This window comes from Arthrobacter sp. GW822-FHT05G07 (assembly GCF_058799755.1).
Genome location: NZ_JBXALT010000003.1, coordinates 402,004 through 425,799, shown reverse-complemented (window position 1 = coordinate 425,799; position 23,796 = coordinate 402,004). Strand labels below are relative to the sequence as shown.

Genomic DNA, 23,796 nt, shown 5'->3' with positions numbered 1-23,796 from the left:
ACATCCATCCGTGATAATCCTGTATTTCATAACTGAAGATCTTGGTTTGACCCTGGCTGGGGAGCGGCAAGCAGGGGCTGCGCTTAAGGCGTGGCCCCGTCTTAGCAATCGGCGTACCACTCCAGGAGTTCTCATGCCCGGTCCTTCAGCTACCCAACCGCAGCGGGTCTTCAAAGGGTTTCTTGTGCCCTTGGTGCTTGCCATGGTGGCAGCCCTGCTGCCTCTTACAGCACCAGCAGCCGTTGCGGCAGGGCCCTGCGACCCCGTGGTAAACCCAGTGGTCTGCGAGAACTCCAAACCAGGCAGCCCCCCATCGGAGTGGGACATCCTTGGAGCCGGGGATGACAGCATTCAAGGCTTCTCGACCGAGATCAGCGTCAATGCCGGCCAGCCCATCCGCTTTAAGGTGGCCACGAATGCGCCGAGCTACACCATAGCGATCTACCGCACAGGCTGGTACGGCGGCAACGGAGCGCGCAAGATCGCGGATGTTGTGCCATCGGTCTTGCGCCAGAACCAACCTGCCTGCCGGAGCGACCTCGCCACGGAGCTGTACGACTGCGGCACGTGGGGTGTGTCGGCAACGTGGCAAGTACCGGCAACAGCAGTATCCGGTGTTTACGTTGCCCTGCTGACAAGGCCTGATACTGGCGGCCAAAGCCACATAACGTTCGTTGTCCGCCAAGACGCCAGCCGCTCGGACGTGGTCTTCCAAACCAGTGACACCACATGGCAGGCCTACAACACTTACGGAGGCTCCAGCTTCTATGAGGGCGGTGACAATGGCAGGGCCTACAAGATCAGTTATAACCGGCCCATGAACAGCCGCGGCGGGCCCGATGGCAGGGACTTTTACTTCGCCAACGAGTACCCGATGGTCCGCTTCCTGGAGCAGAACGGCTATGACGTCAGCTACATCAGCGGGCTCGACACCGACCGCAGCGGGAGTTTGCTGCTCAATCACAAAGTGTTCCTGTCCGTGGGGCACGATGAGTACTGGTCCGGCCCACAGCGCGCCAACGTCGCAGCGGCACGCGATGCGGGCGTCAACCTGCAGTTCTTGTCCGGCAACGAGATGTATTGGAGGACCCGTTTCGAACCCTCAATCGTGGATGGCGCAGCCGGGCGCACGCTGACCTCCTACAAGGAGACGTGGTCCAACGGCAAGATCGACCCCAGCCCGCAGTGGACAGGCACCTGGCGGGACCCGCGTTTCGCATCACAGGCCAATGGCGGCGGACTCCCGGAGAACGGGCTGACTGGAACCCTGTACATGTCCAACTACTCCGACCTTCCCGTGACCGTCAGCTCCGAGGAAGGCAAGACGCGGCTCTGGCGTAATACCACGCTGGCTTCCCTGCCGGCAGGCTCGTCGGCGGCGTTGGCTCCGCACACCGTGGGGTATGAGTCGAACGAGGACATCGACAACGGCTTCCGTCCGGCCGGCCTCATCCGCCTGTCCACAACGGTAGGCAGCGTAGCCGAATATCTGCAGGACTACGGGAACACGGTGAAGCCCGGAACCACCACCCATAACGTCACGCTGTATCGCGCTGCGAGCGGGGCCCTGGTGTTCTCAGCCGGCAGCGTGCAGTGGACCTGGGGCCTGGATCAGGAACACGACGGCAACGGGGCTCCGGCTGACCCGAGGATGCGCCAAGCCCAAGTCAACCTTCTTGCCGACATGGGGGCGCAGCCGGCTTCGAGGGCAGCAGGCCTTGTGGCCGCGGCCGCCAGCAGCGATCGGACAGCGCCGACGGTTGCTGTTACCGCCCCGGCCAATGGGGCCACCATCCCCCATGGCAGCAAAGTCACAGTAAGCGGCACCGCAGCCGACACCGGCGGCGTGGTTGCCGGCGTCGAGGTTTCCACGGACGGCGGCAGCACTTGGCACCCCGCCGCGGGCAAGCAGAACTGGACCTACAGTTACATCCAGCAGGGCCTGGCAAATGCCACCATCCAGGTTCGCGCGATTGACGACAGCGCCAACATTGGAACTCCGACCACCCGCAACCTCGTACTGAGCGGACCGTACAGCGTGTTCGGCCAAACGGTTCCCGCGATCCAGGACTCCGGTGATGGGGGCGCGTACGAAATGGGACTGCGTTTCACTCCCACGGTGGATGGCTTCATCACCGGCGTCCGCTTCTACAAGAGCACCGCAAACACAGGAACGCATACGGGCTCACTCTGGAGTTCCTCCGGCGAGCGCCTGGCCACCGCCACATTCAGCAATGAGACTGCCAGCGGTTGGCAGAGCACGCTGTTCAGCCAACCTGTAGCGGTCGCCGCCGGGCAGAAGTACACGGTCTCGTATTGGGCTCCACGGGGGCACTATGCCACCAAGGACTTCCAGTGGGTGAGCTTCGGGTCCACCGCTGCCCCACTGACGGTTGCGGGGGGCTTTGGCGCTGAACCCGCAGGTGTGTACAGCACCTCCCAGAGCTTCCCGACCACCAGCTTCAACGGGGGCAACTACTTCGCCGACGCCATCTTCAGCACCGTTGACAATTCCCCAATGACGGTGTCCGGGCACTCCCCGATCCCGTCGTCGTCAAGCGTCGCGGTCTCCACGAAGGTCAGCGCGGTGTTCTCCAAGCCCGTCACCGCCGCCAGCGTCCAGTTGACGCTGCAGTCTGCTGCCGGTCCCGTGGCCGGCACCACGACCTACGACGCTGCTACCCGCCGCGCCACGTTCACTCCGACATCGCAGTTGGCCTTCAGTACGCAGTACACGGCGACTCTTGCCGGTACCGACACGGTAGGCGGCCAGGTAACCTCAGGGGGCACCTGGACATTCACCACAGCGTCCACGGTGCCGGTTCCCGGTTCCTGCCCCTGCAGTCTTTACGACGACAGCGTGACGCCAGGGATTGCCGAGATCCGTGATGGCGTTCCGCTGACATTGGGTGTGCGGTTCTCGAGTGTTTCGGCAGGCGAGGTCACCGGCATCCGGTTCTACAAGTCGGCCGGCAACACGGGCACGCATACGGGCGCCCTCTACACGGCCACGGGCCAGCAGCTGGCAACAGTTACCTTCGCCAACGAGAGCAGCTCCGGATGGCAGACCGCAATGTTCAGCCAGCCCGTCCAGATTGCGGCGAACACTGAATATATTGCGTCCTACAAGTCACCCACGGGCGCCTACTCGGCCACGTCCAACGGCTTTGGGTCCGGCATGAGCGTTGGACCCCTTCGGACTGTGTCGGACGCGGGCGCGTACACGTACAGTGGCGATTTCCCGGGTTCGCGGTCGTCCGCCAGCTACTTGGTGGACGTGGTGGTGATGGTTTCGGCGCCACCGTTCACGGTCGGCGGTCATAACCCGATCCCGAACGCCTCCAGCGTCCCACTGAACTCGACCGTGAGCGCAGTCCTTTCCGAGGCCGCAGTTGCCTCAAGCGTTGCTCTGTCCCTCAAGACCGCCGCCGGCGTTGCGGTTTCAGGAACCACCGCCTACGACACGGCAACGCGCAAGGTCACGTTCACTCCGGCGGCCCCCTTGGCGGCCGGTACAACGTACACGGCAACGGTGACCGCGACGGCGACGTCCGGACAACCGATGTCGTCCGGCGGTACCTGGCAGTTCACCACTGTCCCGCCGGCCGGCACGCCTGGTTCGTGCCCCTGCAGCCTGTACGAGGACACGGTGACGCCGACCACTGTCGAAGTCAATGATGGAGTGCCTTTGACGTTGGGCGTCCGGTTCAGCAGTGACACCGCCGGCCAGGTAACCGGCGTGCGCTTCTACAAGTCCGCGGGGAACACCGGAACCCACACCGGATACCTGTACACGGCCGCCGGCCAGGTGTTGGCTACCGTCGCCTTCACCAATGAATCCAGCACCGGCTGGCAGACGGCCACGTTCAGCCAACCGGTGAACATCCAGGCTGACACAGAGTACGTGGCCGCCTACAAGACGCCTACAGGTAAGTACTCCTACACCGCCGGAGGATTCGGCGAGGGCTTCACCAGCGGGCCGCTAAAGACGGAGCCGGATTCCGGGGCTTACTCCTACAGCGGGGATTTCCCAAACACCGCATCCACGGCAAGCTACCTCGTGGATTTGGTATTTACCGTAGCGGAACCGCCACTGAGCGTGGTGGCGCAGGTGCCGGGTCCCGGTGCAACGGCCATTCCGACTGATGTGAAACCGACCATCACGTTCTCCACGGCCATAAAACCCGGTGCCTCGTTCACCTTGACCGCGAACGGTTCGGCCGTGGCCGGGACGGCTGCTTTGTCCGCCGACGCCAAGACCATCACCTTCACGCCGACGGCTGCCCTGCCGGCCAGCACGGTGATTTCAGCCAGCGTCTCAGGTGTGGCAACTCCACAAGGGCAGACGCTGTCCCCGAGCAATTGGCAATTCACCACGGCTGCCCCAACCATGCAGCAATCCACGATCTTTGGATCGTTGGTGCCACAGGTAGCGGCCGCTTCTGAAACCAAATCGGTGGAGCTCGGGACGGCCTTCACGGTTTCGCAAGCAGGAAGCGTAACCGGCATCCGGTTCTACAAGGGAACAGGCAACACTGGTACTCACGTCGGATCCCTGTGGAATTCTGCGGGTAGCCGCCTCGCCCAGGTGACATTCACGAATGAAACCGCTACCGGGTGGCAAACGGCTACGCTGTCCGCCCCGGTCGCCTTGTCTACAGGCCAAACCTATGTGGTGTCTTACCGGGCGCCCAACGGCAGGTACTCCTTTACACAGGGGTTCTTCAACCAAACGTGGACCAGTGGCGTGTTCACCGCCTCCGGCCCGAATAACGGGCTCTATCGGTACGGATCCGGCGGCGTGATGCCGACCAACTCCTGGAACGCCACGAACTACTTCGTTGACGTCGTGTACTCCACGGCGGCGCCTGCCCAGCAGCAGGCTGCGCCATCCGCCACAGCTACTCCGACTGCCACCGCCACCGCAACGCCGTCACCAACAGCGACGGCGACGGCGACTGCCACCCCCAGTCCCACGCCCAGTCCCACACAAACCGGCGGGCTTCTCTGCGGGTTGCTGCGGACCTGCTGACGGCCGGCCGTAAACGGCGACTTCCGCTGGTGTCCGACCCCCGAACTCCGGGCCGGGCGCCAGCGGATCCATGCAGTGGACCCCTGACCTCGAGCAGCTTCAGCGGACCACGCTGGGTGACCATGCGTGGGCGATGAACAGGCTCGGCTGCGAGTCGGGATCGGTTGCCAGCTTCCAGATGTTGCTGTCCCCGTCAATGGTTTCGTCCGCTAAACCGTAGAGAACGTTCTGGTTGTCGAGCCATTCGATCTGGTCATCGACACTGCGCTTCTCAGCGAGTACCGTTTCCCGTCCCGTAGCGAGCTCAAGCACAGCGACGTTCCAGTGGGCTGCCAACGCCCCGCCGTCGTTCTTCTTAAACGCGATCCGCGTGCCATCAGGCGAGATGGACGGACACTCAACGTTGTCGTGAATGGCAGTCAGGGTCTTGGCGGACAGGCTCCCCCGCACCAGCCAGATGCGCCCTGAGGAAGCGGCAGTAGCGTAGAAAACATCGCTCTGGCCAGGCGCGAAGGTCACACCCCAAATGTTCCTGTCGGTGGCAAGAAGCCTTTCGCCGTTCACCATCAAGGCGAAGTCCTCGAGGTTACCGGAGGTACCTTCCGGAAGGCTGATCTCGGTGGCGGTGGAAAAGCCTGCTGTGGCATAGGAGTGGCCGGAAACGAAAACGGTGGTGGCGATCATGGAACCGTCGGGGCTGATGCGGGTCCTGCTGGGTATTCCCGGGACCGGCCAGGCCCGTTGCTGCTCCCAGTTGCGGTCCAGCACAGCAGCCTCGAATGCCGTCACCAATCCCCGGTTTGTCTTCAGGCACACCACGTTCTCCGGCGTTCCGTAAACGCGATCGCACTCTTGTCCACTCACCGCCCGGGTGCCATCCGGGGAGTCCAACGGAACAGTGGCGGCGTTTCCGTAGCCTTGGCCTGATGCTGTGTTGCGAAAAAGGATGAAGGGTCCGGCCGGAAGCGGCTGGCTCGCCGTGACGCCCACGGACGAGGCCGCAGTGCGACTCTCCTCGAAACGCTGATATGCGCCCACCGCGTAGATACCTGCCGCCACCAGGACCAGTGCCGTGACGGCAAGGAGGGCACCCCACCGCAACTTACCTTCCGCGAGCCCGCCGCTCATGCCTCGTCACTTGCATCCTGAACCGGGGCAATCCGGGCGCCTCTCAGGATGAACGCGACGGCCACGACAGCGCAGGCGAGCAACCCACCGGCCACCACCATGGCCGTTGGCGCGCCGACTGCGTACCAGAGGACACCGAAACCTGCCGATGCCATCATCCGGCTGAGAGCCACCACTGTCTGCGCAGAGGCAATGCCCGTGGCGAGCTTCCCCGGAGGGGTTAGTTGGCTGGCCAAGGCGGCCAGAACGCCATCTGTGGCTGCGTAGAACGCTCCCAGGAGGACCAGGCAGCCTACAGTCGCCCAAAGCCCCCCGAAAGGTGCCGCCGCGAGGAGGTAGGTTGCCAGTAGCGCAATGTGTCCCGCTACGAACACCGGGATCTTTCCCACCCGGTCCGCCAGCCGTCCCAGCGGAATGGCGAAGGCGAGGAACACCACATTTGTGCCCACGAACAACAACGGAAACCACTGGACGGCGAAGGAATCCCGTGCCTGCAGCACCAGATAGATGAAGCCGTCACCAACGGTCACCAACCCCAACAGCCCCGCAGCAATCAGCAGCTTGCCCAGCCCTGGTTCCTTCAGGTGACTCCAGGAAAAAGCGAAAAGCCGGCGTCCTTCGCGTTCCTCCGTGCCCTTGAGGCCACGCGCCTTGATATCAGGCACCACCAAAGCAAGAACAGCAACACCGATCACGGCGAACGCCAGAGACACCACAAACACCGTGCTGAAACCGTTGGGAATCATCAACAACACGAAGAACGCGATCAACGGCCCGGCCGCGGCGCCGATGTTGTCCAGCATCCTGTGCACGCCGAAGGAACGAGCCAGATGTTCGGGCTGTGCTGAGACCGAAATGAGGGCGTCCCGCGGTGCCGTGCGGATGCCCTTGCCGATCCTGTCACCGGTAACTATTGCCGCTATTGCCCAGAACCCGCCCGCGAAGAGAAAACCAATTCTGGCAATCATGGACAAGCCGTAGCCGGCCAAAGCTATCCGTTTGGGGTGGCCACTGCGGTCGGCAGCCCAGCCGGCCGCAATCCTGACGATCGCACTGGCGCCCTGGTTGATGCCGTCGATGACCCCAAAGGCAATGGTGGACAATCCCAGGAATCCGGTCACATACAAAGGGAGGATCGCGGTGACCGACTCCGAGGAGACATCGGTCACCATACTCACAATGCCCAACCACAAAATGACCGGAGACAAACGGAACGGCACTTCGCTCGATAGTGCCGTTCGTGTTCCCTCCGGCTTGTCCCGTTTACCTCGGTCCGAGAGTGAAATGTACATCGCTGCCCCTAGTCCGCCGCCGTGTGCAGGCTGCCCAAAAGCTGGAAGCGTGAGTTGCCTGTGCCTGTCGTCGACACTGAAACCGTGACCGTGTCTGCGCCTCGCACGAATCGTTCGGCAACAGCTCCTTCCGCTGCGGGGGCTCCCTCCGACCAGAATCCATGGGCCACCAACGACTGCCGGAAGGACGCCAGGACCTCGGCCTGCGGTTTGGCAATGATTCCGTCCGCTGTTACTTGGAGGACATCACCAGACGTCGATATTGAGGTGGAACCGATCGTTGTTCCTTGGGGCAACGTCAAAATATCGGCAGGCCATCCGTCCACCACTTCACCGGCCGCACTTCCGGGCTCAGGCAAGGTGGTGATCAGTGGCGCGGGGGCAGATGGTTCGGGCAAACCTGTGGGAGTGGCGGTTACCGGCGGGAGGACCTCGAGCGGCTTGGCGGTGGACGGGCCACCCTCCTCCTCGCTGTTGTTGCCTGCGCTGCCTTCGGCGCCCGACGTCGGGCTACCGGACTGGGCGGGCTCCCCGGCACCACCCGGGGTCGGGGTCCCTGAAGCGGTGGCGTTGGAGCCTGGGGTTGGGGCGGAAGACGTTGTGCTTTGGGCGGCCGACGGCCCTGGCTTCCCGGCCATCTGGTCCAAAACTACGGCGACGGCGGCGATCAGCACAGCAAGGCAGATGCCCGCAATGACCAACCGCCGCGCCATCATGGCATGTCCGGGGTGACGGGATTGCCGAGAGGTTGGTACGCCTTTTCACGATGGACGGCGGGTAGAACTGACGCCACCCACATTGTGGTGGCGTTGATCCTTGCGATGGCGATTCGAAGCGCCAAGCTGTTCATGGGGACAGTCTGCCATTGCGACCCCGATTCCGGAACAGTTTTGGCCCTACCAACGTCCATTCCGCGGCCGCGGTTGGCACACCGGGCAGGTATAGGAAGAACGGTTCATAAACTGTTCCCGCTTCATGACGCTGTGCAATCCGATTGCCTCGCAACGGCCACACAGTTCACCGGCACGTCCGTAGGCATTGAGCGACCTGGAGAAGTACCCGGAATCGCCATTGACATTCACATAGAGGGAGTCAAAACTCGTCCCCCCTGCGGCAAGGGCGGCGTTCATGACGTCTTTCACAGCCTCAACCAGGCGCTCGGCATCCGCCCGGCGAAGTGTGTCTGTGGCCCTGGCATAGTGGAGACGGGCACGCCACAAGGCTTCATCCGCATAGATGTTGCCGATGCCGGAAATGACCCCTTGGTCCAGAAGAGCGCGCTTCAGGCCGGTCTTGCGGCCCTTGACCTTCCGGTAGAACGCGTCAAAAGAGAAGTAAGGGTCAAGCGGGTCCCGGGCAATGTGCGATGCTTCCTCGGCGATCTCCGGCAGGGGCGTTTCGCCCAGGCCGCCAGGGCCACCGTCGACAGTTGGCACCAAAGCAGTCACGAACAGGCCACCAAAAATCCTCTGGTCCACGAACCGCAGCTGCTCAGGCATCCCGTCCGCCGGGCTGAGGCTGATTCTGACCTTCAGGTGCTTCTCATCCGGCACCACGGGGTCCTGCATCAGCAGCTGCCCGCTCATTCCCAGATGCGCCATCAGCGCCACCTTGGGGAGCTCGTCCGCGGGTTCGGTGTCGGATACGCCGGACATGGCGAGGGGCATCCAGAGGAACTTGCCTCGACGGACGACGTCCAGCACGGTTGCGTGCTCAAGATTCCCGATAAAGTCTTCTGTTCCGAGGGCATGGCGTCGGATGGAGCGCGGATCAAGGACATCAACACCGGTGACGGTACGGCCACGAACCCACCGGGCCAAGCCGCGGCGGACAACCTCTACTTCAGGAAGTTCAGGCATCCGGGTTCAAGCGGAAGAAGGACCGGCAGTAGTGGGATCCAAGGCAGTCAGGGCACGCCAGGCATCAGCGGCTGCTTCCTGCTCTGCTTCTTTCTTGGAATGGCCCGAGCCCCGGCCGTAGGGAGTTCCACCGATGTTCAGTACTGCCTCGAACGTCCTGGCGTGGTCCGGCCCGGAGCCCTCCACAGCATAGTGAATGGCGCCCAGTTGCCGGCTCGCCGTAAGTTCCTGGATGCTGGTCTTCCAGTCGGTTCCTGCTCCAAGGGCACCGGCATCTTTGAGCAGCGGGCCCACCAGGCGCATCACCAGTTGGCGTGCGGTCTCGATGTCGTTCGAGAGATACGTGGCCCCGATCAGGGCCTCCATGGTGTCAGCCAGGATGGAGGCTTTGTTCTTGCCGTCAGTCAGCTTCTCGCCTTGACCGAGGTAAATAAACTCGCCGACGCCGATCTCCCGGCCAATACCAGCCAAAGCACGCGTACTGACGACGGCGGAGCGTCGCTTGGCGAGCTCACCTTCAGGCAGCGAGGGGTTCTCACGGTAAAGAGAATCGGTGACCGAGAATCCCAGGATGGAGTCGCCGAGGAACTCAAGACGCTCGTTGGTGGGAATCCCGCCGTTCTCATACGCATATGAGCGATGTGTCAGAGCAAGACGAAGCGTCTCGGTGTCAATCGAGACACCGAGACGCTTCAGAAGCTCTTCAGTTGAAGACATCCTTAGTCAGCCTGTACGGCAGATTAGGCGTCTGCGACCTTGCGGCCCTTGTATTCAAGGAACAGCGCGGTGCCGGCAGAGTCAGTAACGACCTTTGCCTGGTGCGGCAGGCTGTAGGTAACCTGACCGTTTTCGATGGTCTTGACCAAGTTGGGGGCAGTTGCCTTCCACTGGGCACGGCGGGCGCGTGTATTTGCGCGAGACATTTTCCGCTTGGGAACAGCCACGGCTATCTCATTTCTCTCTTAGACGAACACTTACTAATCGGTTTGCCGGTCAGTCTTAGCCAGATCAGCTAGGGCAGCCCAGCGAGGGTCAATGACCTCGTGGTGGTGCCCCGGCTCGTCTTCCAGGCGCGCTCCACATTCGGAACACAGGCCCTGGCAGTCTTCCCGGCACACCGGCTGGAACGGCAGCATAGTGACAACTGCGTCCCGCAACACCGGCTCAAGATCGATTAGATCGTACTCGACTCGACGTTGCTCTTCATCGTCTTCTTCGCCCGAAAGCTCAACGCCTTCGTAGAAGAAAAGTTCTTGCACATTGACCTCAAGGTCATACGCAAGGGGATCCAGGCATCGACCGCATTCGCCGGTTACTTCGACGTCTACGGTTCCAGATACCAGAATTCCTTCGTGTACGGCCTCAAGACGAAGATCCAGCTCGATATCCGAGCCTTCCTTTACGCCAATGAGCGCCACACCAAGGTCACTTGGCGCAGGTACATGCTCGTTGAGTGTCCGCATGGTCCCTGGACTGCGTCCAAGGTCCTTGACTACCAGCGCCAAGGGCGAACTTGCATCTCGCTTAATGAGAACTCCTGTAGAACATATGACCGACGTATCATCTTAGCCTGATCACGCTTGAGGACTCAAACCGACGCCGGGCGCGCGTGAATGCGCGGTGATTTCAGCTTGGGAACTCCGCGCGAAGGCGCAAGGTACCCATCAAGCCTACCCCTTGCGCGAGGGTTCCGTGGGCGGCTCGCCAGCGAGGAGCCTCTTCAGCACCGATTTGGGGACGTACTCGGAGATGTCGCCGCCGAGGACGTTGACCTCTTTGATCAAGGTGGAGGAAAGGTGCACGTAATGCGCTTCCGCAGGCAGGAAGACCGTTTCGACGCCGGTCAACTGGCGGTTCATGGTGGCCATCGGCAACTCGTAATCGAAATCCGAAGATGAACGCAGCCCCTTGACTATGGCTGAGACACCGCGGTGACGGCAGTACTCCGCCAGCAAACCTTCGCCCATGGGCTCCACGATGATCCCGCGCAGAGAGGCCAATGTTTCCCGCGCCATTTCCATGCGGTCTTCAAGGCTGAACCTGTATTTTTTGGCGTAGTTGGTGGACACGGCCACGATGACTTCGTCGAACAGGCCGGCGGCCCGGGCGATGACTTCGAGATGTCCATTGTGAATGGGGTCAAAGGATCCAGGGCATACCGCGCGTCTCATGAGACGAACCTACCCCATGGCTTTGCCGGGATACCATGGCTGACATGGCATCCGCAGGCAAAAGCCCCTCCCTTGATATGAGTGCCGGCACCACCGCTGGTACTTACTCAACACCATGGCAGCGGGCCGCTACGGGAGCCAATCTGCTCTCCCCGGATGGAACGTTGGGTGTGACAATCTTCGAGGAAATGACCACCTTGGCACTGTCCACCGGTGCCATAAACCTTGGCCAGGGGTTTCCCGATGAAGACGGCCCGGCGGAAATCAAAGCGGCTGCCCAATCCGCCATCGCCCAGGGAGCCAACCAATACGCGCCAGGCAAGGGCACTGCCGCGTTGAGGGAAGCCATTGCCACACACCAACAGCGCTTCTACGGGCTTAACCCGGATCCGGACACGGAAGTACTGGTCACAACTGGCGCAACGGAAGCCATTGCCGCCACACTGCTCGCCTTCATCCAGCCCGGCGACGAAGTCCTGACCTTCGAGCCCTTCTACGACTCGTACGGGGCCATCATCGGCATGGCGGGAGGCAACCACGTCACCGCTCCCCTGCTGGCTCCGGACTTCCTCCCCGACCTCGCGGAGCTGGAAAACTCCTTCAGCAGCCGGACCAAAATCGTCCTTTTGAATAATCCGCATAACCCCACAGGAGCCGTTTTTCCGGAACCCGTACTGACCAGGATTGTGGAACTCGCAGCTAAGTACGGCGCCATCATCGTGAGCGACGAAGTCTACGAGCACCTGACATTCGGCGTAAGGCACATCCCGATCACGTCGCTGCCCGGCGCCGCCGAACGCACCATCACCATTTCGTCCGCAGGCAAGACCTTCTCCTTCACCGGGTGGAAAATCGGCTGGCTCAGCGGACCGGCGGAGCTGGTGGCGGCAGTGCGTACGGTGAAACAATTCCTGACTTACAGCTCGGGGACGCCCTTCCAAAGCGCAATCGCCGTGGGACTTGCCCTACCCGATGAGTTCTACACGGGCATTGCCAATACCCTTCGACACAAGCGCGACGTTCTTGCTGAGGGCCTCCGCGCCGCAGGCTTCGGAGTCTACAACCCCAGCGGAACCTACTTCATCAACGTCGACACCGCTCCGCTGGGCATTCGGGACTCGGTGGATCTCGCACGGCGACTTCCCGGGCTCGTTGGAGTAGCAGCCATCCCTGTCCCCGTGTTCTGCCACCCCGAAGGGGCCGAGCGAACGCGGAGCCTGCTGCGGTTTGCCTTCTGCAAGAAAGCGGACGTCCTGGAAGAGGCTGCCGCCCGACTGTCCACCCTCAAGGACCGGCTCTGAACCCGGCAGGCTCCGGCCAGCATGGGGCTACCCGCTTCCTCAGAACCACAGGACAGCACGCCACCATCGAGACGGACACCCTGATTGAGGGCGGCTTCATCCTCAGCATCGGCGGAGCCGAACAATCGCATGTGAACCTGGCCGATCCATCGGAGATCTTCTACGAGTACCTGCGCAGGATCGGGCACGTAGTGGACTTGGCTGCCGAACCCGGAAAACCCATCAGCGCCCTGCATCTGGGCGCCGGTGCCCTCACCTTGGCGCGTTACATCCAAGCGACCCGTCCGGGCTCGGAACAATACGCCGTTGAGCTGGAACGTGAGCTTTTGGACTTCGTACTCCAGAAACTGCCCATGCCTGAAGGCACCACGTTGACCACCCACATCGGCGACGCCCGCGACGCGTTGGCCGAACTTCCCGCGCAGGTGACGTTCGACGTCGTGATTCTCGATATCTTCTCCGGACCGGAGGCCCCTGCCCATATCGCCTGCCGGGAATTCTATGAAGAAGCAGCCGCGCGGTTGCGGCCCGACGGGGTGCTGATCGTCAACGTGGGTGACGAACCCGCGCTGACGCTCGTACGCAGTCAAGTGGCTGCGTTGCGCCAGGCCATGCCGGACGTCGCCGCCTTCGCTGAAACGGGAATGTTCGCTGGCCGCTACCCGGGCAATATAGTGCTGGTGGGCACACGCAAGCCGTGGTCCCCGGACTGGACCGCGCGGCTGCTGGCGCTGGGCCCCCACCCCGCAACCGTCCTCACGGGCGTGGAGCTGGATAGGATTACTGCCTAGCACCCGCAAGCGTTAGGCAGGCTCAGCGAACCACAACTTGGTCTCGCCGTACTTCTTGTCCGCGAAACGCTCCAGAGCCTCGGGCCACACAGGTTCCGGGCTCCGCGAACTCCGCTCCACCACCACAACGGCCGCGTCGTCCAAATACGGTGCCAACTTTTCGAGCACGGCACTCAGGGCAGGCTCATCCAAGGGATAAGGCGGATCAAGGAAGACCAGATCCCACCTGTCAGCGTCGCCCGCACGCTCCAGGAACGACTCCACCTTGGAACGATGCACCGAGACCCTCTTGCCGCCCAGGAGCTGATTCACCAAATCCGCATTGCGCTGGCAGACATCGCTCGCCTTGGCATCAAACTCCACCAGATCCACGGTCCGGGCACCTCGGCTGGCACTCTCGATGCCCAAGGAACCGGATCCTGCATAAAGGTCCAGGACCCTGGCATCGTCAATTACCGCCAAGGATTCCAGCCGGGAAAACAGCGCTTCCTTGACCCTGTCGGTCGTGGGACGCGTAGCCGTTCCGGGAACGCTGGTCAGCGGGTTCCCGCCACCAACTCCGGCAATGATCCGGCTCACAGGGATTCTCCAAGTGCGAGCATCCATGGATCTCTATCCGCGTTCAAGGAACGCCTCCTTCTCAGGGTTCAAATACTCATCGATCGCGGCGGCAAGAACCGGCTGATGGTCCAACGCCGGGTCCTCCGACACCAGGCCTTGGGCGTCAGTTCGTGCACGGGCAATGATTTCTTCGTGTTCAAGTACACGGAGCAACTTCAGCGTGGACCGCCCGCCGGATTGCGAAGCACCCAGAATGTCACCTTCCCGGCGGAGTTTCAGGTCTTCCTGGGACAGCTCAAAACCGTCGGTCGTTGAAGCAACGGCATCAAGCCGCCGCCGACTCGGGTGTCCGGGTTCCAACGTAGTCACCAGCAGGCAAGTGCCCGGCAGTCCCCCACGACCCACCCGGCCGCGCAACTGGTGGAGCTGGGAGATCCCAAAGCGGTCGGCGTCGAGAATCACCATGAGGGTGGCGTTGTGGACGTCCACGCCCACCTCAATGACAGTAGTGGACACCAGCACTTTGGTGTTGTTGGATGCGAACGAAGCCATCGTCTCGGACTTCACCTGCGGATCCTGCCGGCCGTGGAGCGGCGCCACCGGGACACCAGCCAGCGCCGGCTCCTGCAAGAGGCTTTCGACGACGGCGGTCACCGAGGCCAGCTCCCGCGCCGGGCCTTCGTCCGCGAGCTCGGCATCGCTGGGTTCCGCTTCGCCAGGGCTGAAGTCGCCGTCGTCGTCCGAGCCGATCTTGGGGCACACCACATACACCTGATGGCCGGAATCGACTTCTTCGCGTGAACGCTTCCAAATGCGGTCCACCCAGCCCGGATTCTCAGCGAGCCCCACCACGTGCGTCGAAATAGGTGCACGTCCGGCTGGAAGCTCATCAAGGATGGAAGTCTCAAGGTCACCGAATACCGTCATGGCAACCGTGCGCGGAATCGGTGTGGCCGTCATGACCAGCAAATGTGGAGGCCGCTGCGCCTTTGCGCGGAGGGCATCGCGCTGCTCCACGCCAAAGCGGTGCTGCTCATCCACCACAATCAATCCGAGGTCCTGAAAGCTGGTTTTGTCGCTCAGCAAAGCATGAGTACCAATGACGATTCCCGCATTCCCGGAGGCCGCATCCAGCATTGCCTGTTTGCGTGCCGCGGTGGGCATGGAGCCGGTGAGGAGCGTTACTTGCACGGCTTCCTGAGTGGAGTCTCCTCCCAGCATGCCCGCTCCGCCAAAGATATGGTCCCGAGCCAGTGGCCCCAAGGTCTTGCGGATCGAGTGGAAATGTTGGGCCGCCAAAACCTCCGTAGGCGCCAGCAGGGCAGCCTGGCCACCCGCGTCCACTACCTGCAACATGGCCCGAAGGGCAACGATCGTCTTGCCCGAGCCCACTTCACCCTGCAGGAGCCTGTTCATGGGGGTATCGCGCCCGAGCTCTTCAGCCAGTGTCTTTCCGATTGCGGACTGGCCGGCGGTCAGCGTAAAAGGCAGGTTCTGGTCGAACTTGCTGAGCAAACCGTCCGCGCGCGGCCGGCGCGCAGTGGCTTCCTCGGCGGCGAGCTGCGCGCGACGGCGTGCCAGAGCCGTTTGCAGCACTAGCGCTTCCTGATACCGGAAGCGTTCTTGGGCCCGTTGCCAGTCCTTGGCAATGTCAGGTGAATGGATCAGACGGTATGCCTCAGCCACGCTGAGCAATGCGTCCCTTCGGACAATACTTTCCGGCAGCGGGTCTTCCAAGGAATCAAGATCCATGGTTTGGAGCAAGGCGGTGATTACTTTGTGGATGGACCAACTGGTCAGCTTGGCAGTTGCCGGGTAGACGGGGATGGGCATGGCGGCGAGCTTCTCCGGATCCACGGAACCCTCGGCTTCAGGGTCCTCGTCCAGCAGAAGGAAGTCGGGGTTGGTCAGGCCGAGGGCCCCGCCGTAGCGGGTCACCTTTCCAGAGAACATGGCCCGACGACCAGGCAGTAGTTCTGCCTTCGCACGGAACCCGTTGAAGAAGCTGACCTTCAACGTGCCTGGAACGCCGCCGCCCCCGGCCTCGTCCGTCACCACCACATCTGTGATCGAACCACGCCGGGCCCGCATCTGGCGTGTGCTGTTGGACAGCACACGGGCAATCAGCGTGACCTCTTCATCCAGCGGAAGCTTGTTGATGGGCGTCAATTCACCGCGACTCAAGTATCTGCGAGGGAAGTAGTTCAGCAAGGCTCCGGCCGTTTTGAGGCCCAAGTGCTTATCAATGACAGCCGCAGACCGCTTGCCGATTCTGCGTTCGAGGGGCAGTTCCAGCTCAGAATACATGCCGTGACTGGCCCGGGACTGGGGAGGCTTGGTTGATGCTGGTGGATTCTCCGCCAGCTGCCAGTGTGGCCGGTTCCTGCCCGTCCTCACGGGGTATCGCCAGCTGGCTTACGGCGATATCAGTCGGTTCCCCCAGCGAACGTATGAGTGCGACAGCCGGCTCCGGATCCGGGACATGCACATGAACGCGCCAACGGTAGCTGATTTCGACGCCGGATTCGTCGTCATCATCATCGGTGCCCTGGGCACCACCAACTTGACTCATGATGACGGAATCGCCCATCTCGTCGAGGCGCTGGCGAAGGATGGCTGCATTCAGTGGCGAGAGGTTGATGGTGCACATGACCTCCACGCCGTCGTCGGCAGGCATGTGCTCATGGATGTGGGGATCCTGCAATTTGTAGCCGTGGAGACCATCCAGCAGTTCCTCCTGGAGTTCCTCACCAAGGACGGCAGCGCGGAGGCAATCCAGCACCAGCAGCATGCCCACCCCGCCCGCATCCACAACATGTGCTTCATGGAGCTGTGCGAGCTCATCTTCGGTCCGGACAACTGCTTGGTAGGCCGCCTCCACCACGGCGTCGAGCGAGAGCCCCAATGCATGGTTGCTGTCGTCGCCGCTTTGGGATGCATCCACCGCTTGGGCAGCGTGAGCGGCGGCTTCCAGAACAGACAGCATGGTGCCTGCCACAGGCTCACTCAAGGCAGACCAAGCCCGGATCTGTGCCCTGTTCAGGGCAGCGGCAAGCAGGGGTGCGCTGAGGCGCGATTTTCCCGCCAAAGGCTCTGCGGCGGCGCACAGGAACACCGCAAAAAGCGTGCCCGAATTGCCCCGTGCTTGCTCCATTGCTGCCTGCCCCGCGCGGGACAGCAAGGCGCCGACGTCGTTGCCGGTCTCGGTGGTGTCCGGCGCAGCTCCACCCAAGGCAGCCACTGCTGCCCGAACAGTGAGATAAAGGTTGGTTCCGGTATCGCCGTCAGCGACAGGAAAGATGTTGATCGCATTGAGACGGTCGCTGTGGTTGCCGAGGACAACCTCCGCCTTGCCGAGCCAACGTTTCATGGCGTGTGCATTCGCGGCGATCTTAGTCTGCAAAGTGATCCCATCCAACGGTGTCAGCAGTTTGCCCGGCAATCCGGACGCCACTGCCTGGCGGCTCGACAACGGCTTGCACCGAGCCTATCGCAGTGAAGCCCTGCGGCAGCTGAATTTCTGCCGGGAACGTAGCAAGCAAACCGTGGTCTTCTCCCCCACCGAGCACCCACCGCATAGCTTTCCCGCCCAGAACCGCAGCTGCTGGTTCCAACGGGGCTGCGTGAATCTTCAAAGCAGCAGGATCAAAGTCCAGGACCACGCCGCTGGCTCCGGCCAGCCGGCTGCCGTCCCGCAGCAGGCCGTCGGAAATATCCAACATGGCCGTGGCACCCGCATGCGCAGCCAGCGGTCCGGCTGCCAGCGGTGGCAGCGGCCGGCATTGGTTGTCCACCAAGCTCCGCAACTCACCTGACAGGCTGTCCAAGGGAATTTCACTTTCCAGCAGCGCCCAGCCGGCAGCTGCCCTTCCCAGCGTCCCTGAAACCGCCACGACGTCCCCGGGTTTGGCGCCGGACCTCAGCACCGGCGCCATACCGGCCAGCGTTCCGACGACGGCGACGGTCACCGCGAGCTCGCGGCCCCTTCCAAGGTCTCCGCCGGCAACGGAGCAGTCCTGGGCGCCCAAACCCACAATTGCCGCCGAGAGGCCATCGGCAAACGCTTCAACCCATTCGACGGGCGTTTCCGGTGGCATGGTCAGGCTCACCACGAGACTCGTGGCACTGCCGCCCATGGCATTGATGTCACTGAGGTTTTGCGCCGCAGCTTTCCAGCCGACGTCGTATCCCGTGGTCCGGTAGCCGTTACGCCACTCAAGCCTGAAGTCCTGATCCTGCGTTTGAGTGTCAATGGAGATGAGCGTCCGGCCGTCCGGGGCTGAGATCAGGGCGGCATCGTCACCAGGTCCCAGCAGAACGCCGGGGCTATGATGCAGGCGAGGAAAGATCCGGGCGAGGAGCTCAGACTCCGAAAGGTCTTGGACACGCAACCGTTCTGCAGGCACTGCTCTCAATTCTTCTGCTGGCACTGCGCTCGACTCTTCTTCCCGCACTGCACTCGACTCTTCTCCTGGCAATGCTCTCCACACTTCTTCTGGCACTGCGCTCCACTCTTCTTCCCGCACTGCACTCGACTCTTCTCCTGACACTGCTCCACGCTATCGCGATCCACCGACAGAATAATGCGGCGCTGCATTGTGGGGGTTCCGACCTTAGTGTGACCCTGGCAACGCGAATCTGACTGCCAGCGCTTGCGGGATAGTCTGGATGAATGCACCGAAAGATCCTTCGCCGGACTGCTCTGGCCATCGCCTTGGCTTCGGCATCCGTCACCGCTTTGTCGGCTTGTGCGCCGGCCGTGGACGTCACGGCCGCCGCCGACGCCGCAAATCCTGCCTGCGCACCAATGATGGTGGCCCTGCCGGACCAAATCGGTGACGCCGCCCTCCGCAAAACCAACAGCCAGGCGACAGCTGCGTGGGGAGACCCTTCACAGGTCATTCTCCGGTGCGGCGTGAACGTTCCCGGCCCCACTACCGACCGTTGCGTGAGCGTCAATGACATTGACTGGGTGATCAAGGAAGGCGATCCCGTCTACACCTTGACCACGTTCGGCCGCGAACCGGCCACGGAGATCTTGATTGATCCGGTCAAACTGGAGGCGGCAAACATCAGTTCCGCAACCGTGCTGACCGAGCTGGCAGCGGCGGTTGGCAAGATCAAGGCAACTGGAAAGTGTGTGGGCCAAGAGGACCTTCAGAACTTGCCGTCCGCGCAGTAGTCGACGCCCACTGACGGGCAAGAGTAGTTGTCTTTAGCACAACAACCACTATTGCCCCGTACGTGGGTCAGCGCAGCCCGGTCTTGCGGGTCAGAGCCAGATGGATCAGTTCATCTATCAAGTCCCCGTAGGCCAGACCGGATGCCGCCCACATCTGCGGGTACATGCTTTTCGGCGTGAAGCCAGGCATGGTGTTGATCTCATTGATGATCAGCTCTCCGGCCGGGGTATAGAAGAAGTCCACACGACTGAGGCCTTCTGCTCCCACGGCGTCGAAAGCGACGGCGGCGAGTTCCCGCACGCGTGCGATCGCCTCATCCGGCATATCTGCCGGGCAGCTTAGAGCTGCGGCCCCGTCCTCAACATACTTGGCCGCAAAGTCGTAGAACTGATGTTCCCCAACTGCCACCGCAATCTCACCCGGCATGGAGGTACGTGGCGCATCCGTGCCACGGCCCTGTAGGACAGCGCACTCGATTTCGCGGCCCACAATGCCGGCTTCAATGACCAGCTTCAGGTCGTGGCGGCGCGCTTCCTCGATGGCAGCGTCAAGTCCTTCCATCGAGTCAACTTTGGAGATACCCATGGACGAACCCGCGCGGGCAGGCTTGACGAACACGGGGAACCCGAGCTTGTCCACCCGCTTACGAACAGCCTCCGCGTCGGTGCTCCATTCGCGGTCTGTGACAGCCACGTACGGGCCCACGCTCAGTCCGGCGGACTCAAACACCACCTTCATGAAGTGCTTGTCCATTCCCACAGCCGAGGCCAGCACACCGGCGCCGACATAGCGCGTGTCTGAAAGCTCCAAGAGGCCCTGGATGGTCCCGTCTTCGCCCCATGGCCCATGCAGCAAGGGGAAGACAACATCCACCGAACCCAGTTCCTGGGGAACGGCATTGGGCTCGGTCACTATGAGCTGATGCTCACCACCCACTTCGGCCAAGGTTACGGTCCTGCCCGACGGCGCCACCTCGGGAAGCGCTGCGGAGCTCAAGGACCACTCACTTGTGTCGCCCGAAGCGAGAACCCACTGCCCCGATTTGGCGATGCCAATCGGTATGACCTCGTACTTGTTCTTGTCGATCGCGCCCATGACACCAGCGGCGGTAACGCAGCTGACGGCATGCTCGCTGGAGCGCCCCCCAAAGAGAATCGCTACACGGGGGCGGCCCGTCACGGGGGTGGAGTGGTCAGTCACCATCAGTAGTCGCCTTCGGACTTCAGTGCCCGGGCCAACAGTCGCGGCCCCAGGTCATCAACGGACATTCTGCCTTCAAGCACCGCCACGACGGCAGCCGTTATGGGCATTTCAACATTCAACTTGCCAGCAAGCTCGTGCACAGCAGGGCCTGACTTGATGCCCTCCGCTGTCTGTGTCATCTGTTCGGCAACCTGCTCAAGGCTGAGACCTTCGCCGAGCAATCTGCCGGCCGTGTGGTTGCGTGAGAGTGCTGAAGAGCATGTGGCAACAAGATCGCCGAGTCCGGCAAGACCGGCCATGGTGTGTGCTTCTCCGCCAAGAGCCAGCGCCAGCCGGGACGTCTCGGCGAGACCGCGCGTGATGACGGAAGCTTTAGTGTTGTCGCCCATCTGCCGGCCTTCGCAAATGCCCACGGCAAGTGCAATCACGTTCTTCACGATCCCGCCGATTTCCACACCTACGACGTCGGTGCTGGTGTACGGCCGGAAGTAGGGTGCCGTGCAGCAAAGCGCTATGGCAGCAGCGGTGTCGGCGTCGCTGCAAGCAACAACTGACGCCGTTGGTTGTTCCCTGGCAATCTCCATCGCCAGGTTAGGGCCTGAAACCACAGCAACGCGCGATGCGGGAAGACCCAGCTCCTGGGCAATGACTTCGCTCATCCGGGCGTCCGTGCCCAATTCCAGGCCCTTCATCAAGGAGACAACCACGGCGTCCGGCGCCAGCAACGGCTTCCATTCCCCCAGCTGTGGCCGCAGGGACTGGGCGGGCACGGCGAGGACCACCAAGGTGGCATCCCGGAGCACCTCCGCCACATCCGTGGACGCTGTGATGGATGACGGAAGGTCAATGTCTTTGAGGTACTGCTCGTTCCGGCGTGAAGAGTTGATCTGCTCCACAACTTCCGTGCGACGTCCCCAGATCCGGATACTGCGCTCAGATCCCGTAGCGTCAGCTGCGTCAGCCAGGACCTTGGCAAACGTGGTTCCCCACGACCCGGCACCCAAGACAGCCACGATGTCCGGTGTTTTGACGGGGCTTTCCACTGCGATCATTTGCTGTCCTCCCCTTCACGGGCATCAGGAGAGCCACCCTGAGTGAAGCGGCCGTGCTTGGACTGTTTGTGGACAGCCGGATCCCAGCGTTCAACCGGAGCATCTTTGCCGCGAAGAGTCTCAAGGAGTTCCGTGATGGCGTCCATGATGACTTCAGTGGCCTCGGTCAGTGTGGCGCGGTCCATCGGCCGGTCACTGAACGCACTGAGATCCACGGGCTTCCCGATGAGCACGCGAACCGTTTTCCGCGGGAACACATGGAACCGCTTGGCATAACGCGGGAAAACATCTTGCGCACCCCAGTGGGCCATGGGCACCACAGGGGCTCCGGTCTGCAGGGCAAGCCTGGCGGCCCCGGTGTGCCCCTTCATCGGCCACAGATCAGGATCCCGGGTCAAGGTGCCCTCCGGATAAATGATGATGGCACCGCCGGCATCCACCACCTCTTTGGCGACTTGGAGCGAGCGGTTCGCTCCCGCCGTCGAGCGTTCAACCGGAATCTGCCTGGTGGCGTGCAGCAGGGCACCCAGCACGGGGACCTTGAAGAGGCCTGTCTTCGCGAGGAAGTGCGGTGGCCGCTTCTGGTTGTACACCATGTGTCCAATGACGATGGGGTCGATCTCGGTGCAGTGGTTTGGTACTGCGATGAAGCCGCCAGGTGGAAGGTTCTCCACACCTTCCCACTTCTTGGCCATCAGGATGTTCATCAACGGGCGCGCGAGACCCGCCAGCAGCATGAACGTTGCACGGCTCTTGGCCGATTCCTTCAAAGGATCCCCCGCTACTTGGTGGTGGTGATGTCGAAATCGGCGCCCAGACCGGCCAGCTTCTCGGTAAAGCGCTCGTAACCGCGGTTGATGATGTCTATGCCCGTAACGCGTGACGTTCCCGTGGCGGCCAAAGCCGCGATGAGGTGGCTGAAACCGCCACGGAGGTCGGGAATGTCAATGTCCGTGCCCCTGAGCGGAGTGGGACCTGAGATCACTGCTGAGTGGAGGAAGTTCCGCTGTCCGAACCGGCAGGGAACACTGCCCAGGCACTCACGGTGTACCTGAATGTTCGCACCCATCCGCGCAAGGGCTTCTGTGAATCCGAAACGGTTCTCATAGACAGTCTCGTGGACGATGGAGACGCCCTCGGCCTGTGTCAGGGCAACCACCAACGGCTGCTGCCAGTCCGTCATGAAGCCGGGGTGGACGTCCGTCTCCAGGACGAGCGGGGAGAGCTTTCCGCCCTGGTGGTAGAAGCGGATACCGTCGTCGCCGATGTCCATGCCGCCGCCAACCTTGCGGTAGGTATTCAGGAACGTCATCATGTCCCGCTGCGAAGCACCCTCAACAAAGATGTCGCCGCGCGTGACCAAGGCGGCAGATGCCCAGGACGCGGATTCGTTGCGGTCCGGGAGTGCGCGGTGGTTGTAGCCACCAAGGTCCTTGACGCCCTCAATCCGGATGGTCCGGTCAGTCTGGACGCTGATAATGGCGCCCATTTTCTGCAGGACCGCAATGAGGTCGATGATCTCCGGTTCCGTGGCCGCACCAATGAGTTCGGTGATGCCCTCGGCGCGCGTGGCGCTGAGCAGCACCTGCTCAGTGGCTCCAACTGACGGATACGGCAGCGAAATCTTGGCTCCGTGCAGACCGTTGGGGGCGGAGATATGAATACCGCCCGGACGCTTTTCCACCACGGCACCAAATTGGCGCAGGACGTTCAGGTGGTAGTCGATGGGCCTGTCGCCGATCTTGCAACCACCAAGGTCGGGGATGAAGGCCTCGCCGATCGCATGGATCAGGGGTCCGCACAGCAGGATGGGAATCCGCGAATCGCCCGCGTGCGCATCAATTGCTGTACTGGAGGCCGTCTTGGCATCCTTGGGATCCAAGGTGAGGTCTCCCGTCACCGGATCCTTTACGACGGTTACGCCATGCAGCTGCAGCAGGCTGGTGACAACCTCGACATCCTTGATTTCCGGCACGTTCCTCAGCACCGATGGTTCGCTGCCCAGCAACGCCGCCACCATGGCCTTTGGCACCAGGTTCTTGGCACCGCGAACGGTCACTCGTCCTGTTAATGGGACGCCACCGCGGATTGTCAGAACACTACTCATCTATACCGGTTTCCTCACGACTACTCGCCCCCCAAACTTACAAAGGCTCCAGCTAAGCATAGAAGCTCGCTTTACCGAACCGAAATGGAACCGCCCGACACCCCGCCTTTCACGCT

21 protein-coding genes are annotated in these 23,796 nt (G+C 62.1%); 4 read left to right on the top strand and 17 right to left on the bottom strand.

Annotated elements, in window-relative coordinates:
- Positions 1–133 precede the first annotated feature (133 nt).
- Positions 134–5,032, top strand: a complete 4,899-nt coding sequence (locus tag AC1RJY_RS07095; protein WP_498601955.1) for a DUF4082 domain-containing protein — start codon at positions 134–136, stop codon at positions 5,030–5,032.
- Positions 5,033–5,131: 99 nt separating this feature from the next.
- On the opposite strand, the gene AC1RJY_RS07090 is transcribed toward AC1RJY_RS07095, so the two are convergent.
- The 9 genes from AC1RJY_RS07090 to coaD form a co-directional block, all read right to left on the bottom strand.
- Positions 5,132–6,160: a TolB family protein gene (locus AC1RJY_RS07090; RefSeq protein WP_498601953.1), complete on the bottom strand. Its 1,029-nt coding sequence runs from the start codon at positions 6,158–6,160 to the stop codon at positions 5,132–5,134.
- Positions 6,157–7,380 (bottom strand): MFS transporter, encoded by a 1,224-nt coding sequence (locus tag AC1RJY_RS07085; RefSeq protein WP_498601983.1) that lies wholly within the window; start codon positions 7,378–7,380, stop codon positions 6,157–6,159. Before AC1RJY_RS07085 ends, AC1RJY_RS07090 begins: the two co-directional genes overlap by 4 nt.
- A gap of 80 nt (positions 7,381–7,460) precedes the next feature.
- Positions 7,461–8,168 carry a hypothetical protein gene (locus tag AC1RJY_RS07080; RefSeq protein ID WP_498601952.1) on the bottom strand — a complete coding sequence of 236 codons (708 nt, stop codon included), beginning with the start codon at positions 8,166–8,168 and terminating at the stop codon, positions 7,461–7,463.
- Entirely contained in the window at positions 8,165–8,302 is a 138-nt protein-coding gene (locus AC1RJY_RS07075; protein WP_159101464.1) for a hypothetical protein, read from the bottom strand. Before AC1RJY_RS07075 ends, AC1RJY_RS07080 begins: the two co-directional genes overlap by 4 nt.
- Before the next feature lie 46 nt (positions 8,303–8,348).
- On the bottom strand, positions 8,349–9,311 hold the full coding sequence (mutM, locus tag AC1RJY_RS07070) for a bifunctional DNA-formamidopyrimidine glycosylase/DNA-(apurinic or apyrimidinic site) lyase (protein WP_498601950.1): 963 nt from the start codon (positions 9,309–9,311) through the stop codon (positions 8,349–8,351).
- Between the two features lie 6 nt (positions 9,312–9,317).
- Positions 9,318–10,028: a ribonuclease III gene (gene rnc / locus AC1RJY_RS07065; RefSeq protein ID WP_011775138.1), complete on the bottom strand. Its 711-nt coding sequence runs from the start codon at positions 10,026–10,028 to the stop codon at positions 9,318–9,320.
- Between the two features lie 23 nt (positions 10,029–10,051).
- Positions 10,052–10,255, bottom strand: a complete 204-nt coding sequence (gene rpmF, locus AC1RJY_RS07060) for a 50S ribosomal protein L32 (RefSeq protein ID WP_011775139.1) — start codon at positions 10,253–10,255, stop codon at positions 10,052–10,054.
- A gap of 33 nt (positions 10,256–10,288) precedes the next feature.
- Complete coding sequence (locus AC1RJY_RS07055; RefSeq protein ID WP_011775140.1) at positions 10,289–10,816, bottom strand: YceD family protein; 528 nt, start codon at positions 10,814–10,816, stop codon at positions 10,289–10,291.
- Between the two features lie 165 nt (positions 10,817–10,981).
- Complete coding sequence (gene coaD, locus AC1RJY_RS07050) at positions 10,982–11,482, bottom strand: pantetheine-phosphate adenylyltransferase (protein ID WP_011775141.1); 501 nt, start codon at positions 11,480–11,482, stop codon at positions 10,982–10,984.
- Between the two features lie 77 nt (positions 11,483–11,559).
- Between coaD and AC1RJY_RS07045 the strand changes: the two genes are divergently transcribed.
- The gene (locus tag AC1RJY_RS07045) at positions 11,560–12,783 is read left to right on the top strand and encodes an aminotransferase class I/II-fold pyridoxal phosphate-dependent enzyme (protein ID WP_498601982.1); all 1,224 of its coding nucleotides are present in this window, start codon (positions 11,560–11,562) and stop codon (positions 12,781–12,783) included.
- Entirely contained in the window at positions 12,780–13,574 is a 795-nt protein-coding gene (locus tag AC1RJY_RS07040) for a spermidine synthase (protein WP_498601980.1), read from the top strand. The genes AC1RJY_RS07045 and AC1RJY_RS07040 overlap by 4 nt, the downstream gene beginning before the upstream one ends.
- 12 nt (positions 13,575–13,586) lie before the next feature.
- Here AC1RJY_RS07040 and rsmD read toward each other — a convergent pair whose 3' ends face one another.
- The 4 genes from rsmD to AC1RJY_RS07020 are packed head-to-tail and all read right to left on the bottom strand — an operon-like array spanning position 13,587 to position 18,541.
- Positions 13,587–14,153 (bottom strand): 16S rRNA (guanine(966)-N(2))-methyltransferase RsmD, encoded by a 567-nt coding sequence (gene rsmD / locus AC1RJY_RS07035; RefSeq protein ID WP_498601948.1) that lies wholly within the window; start codon positions 14,151–14,153, stop codon positions 13,587–13,589.
- Positions 14,154–14,186: 33 nt separating this feature from the next.
- Positions 14,187–16,442: an ATP-dependent DNA helicase RecG gene (locus AC1RJY_RS07030; protein WP_498601946.1), complete on the bottom strand. Its 2,256-nt coding sequence runs from the start codon at positions 16,440–16,442 to the stop codon at positions 14,187–14,189.
- On the bottom strand, positions 16,432–17,505 hold the full coding sequence (locus AC1RJY_RS07025) for a DAK2 domain-containing protein (protein WP_498601944.1): 1,074 nt from the start codon (positions 17,503–17,505) through the stop codon (positions 16,432–16,434). The genes AC1RJY_RS07030 and AC1RJY_RS07025 overlap by 11 nt, the downstream gene beginning before the upstream one ends.
- 22 nt (positions 17,506–17,527) lie before the next feature.
- A complete protein-coding gene (locus AC1RJY_RS07020) occupies positions 17,528–18,541 on the bottom strand; it encodes a thiamine-phosphate kinase (protein ID WP_498601943.1) in 1,014 nt (337 codons plus the stop codon).
- 266 nt (positions 18,542–18,807) lie between these two features.
- On the opposite strand from AC1RJY_RS07020, the gene AC1RJY_RS07015 reads away from it, so the two are divergent.
- Positions 18,808–19,317: a DUF3515 family protein gene (locus tag AC1RJY_RS07015; protein ID WP_014922098.1), complete on the top strand. Its 510-nt coding sequence runs from the start codon at positions 18,808–18,810 to the stop codon at positions 19,315–19,317.
- A 67-nt stretch (positions 19,318–19,384) separates the two neighbouring features.
- On the opposite strand, the gene AC1RJY_RS07010 is transcribed toward AC1RJY_RS07015, so the two are convergent.
- The 4 genes from AC1RJY_RS07010 to murA are packed head-to-tail and all read right to left on the bottom strand — an operon-like array spanning position 19,385 to position 23,680.
- Positions 19,385–20,521 carry a D-alanine--D-alanine ligase family protein gene (locus AC1RJY_RS07010; RefSeq protein WP_498601941.1) on the bottom strand — a complete coding sequence of 379 codons (1,137 nt, stop codon included), beginning with the start codon at positions 20,519–20,521 and terminating at the stop codon, positions 19,385–19,387.
- Complete coding sequence (locus AC1RJY_RS07005; RefSeq protein ID WP_498601940.1) at positions 20,521–21,573, bottom strand: NAD(P)H-dependent glycerol-3-phosphate dehydrogenase; 1,053 nt, start codon at positions 21,571–21,573, stop codon at positions 20,521–20,523. Before AC1RJY_RS07005 ends, AC1RJY_RS07010 begins: the two co-directional genes overlap by 1 nt.
- Complete coding sequence (locus AC1RJY_RS07000; protein ID WP_210063691.1) at positions 21,570–22,343, bottom strand: lysophospholipid acyltransferase family protein; 774 nt, start codon at positions 22,341–22,343, stop codon at positions 21,570–21,572. The genes AC1RJY_RS07005 and AC1RJY_RS07000 overlap by 4 nt, the downstream gene beginning before the upstream one ends.
- 11 nt (positions 22,344–22,354) lie before the next feature.
- On the bottom strand, positions 22,355–23,680 hold the full coding sequence (gene murA, locus AC1RJY_RS06995) for a UDP-N-acetylglucosamine 1-carboxyvinyltransferase (protein ID WP_014922100.1): 1,326 nt from the start codon (positions 23,678–23,680) through the stop codon (positions 22,355–22,357).
- Between the last annotated feature and the right edge of the window lie 116 nt (positions 23,681–23,796).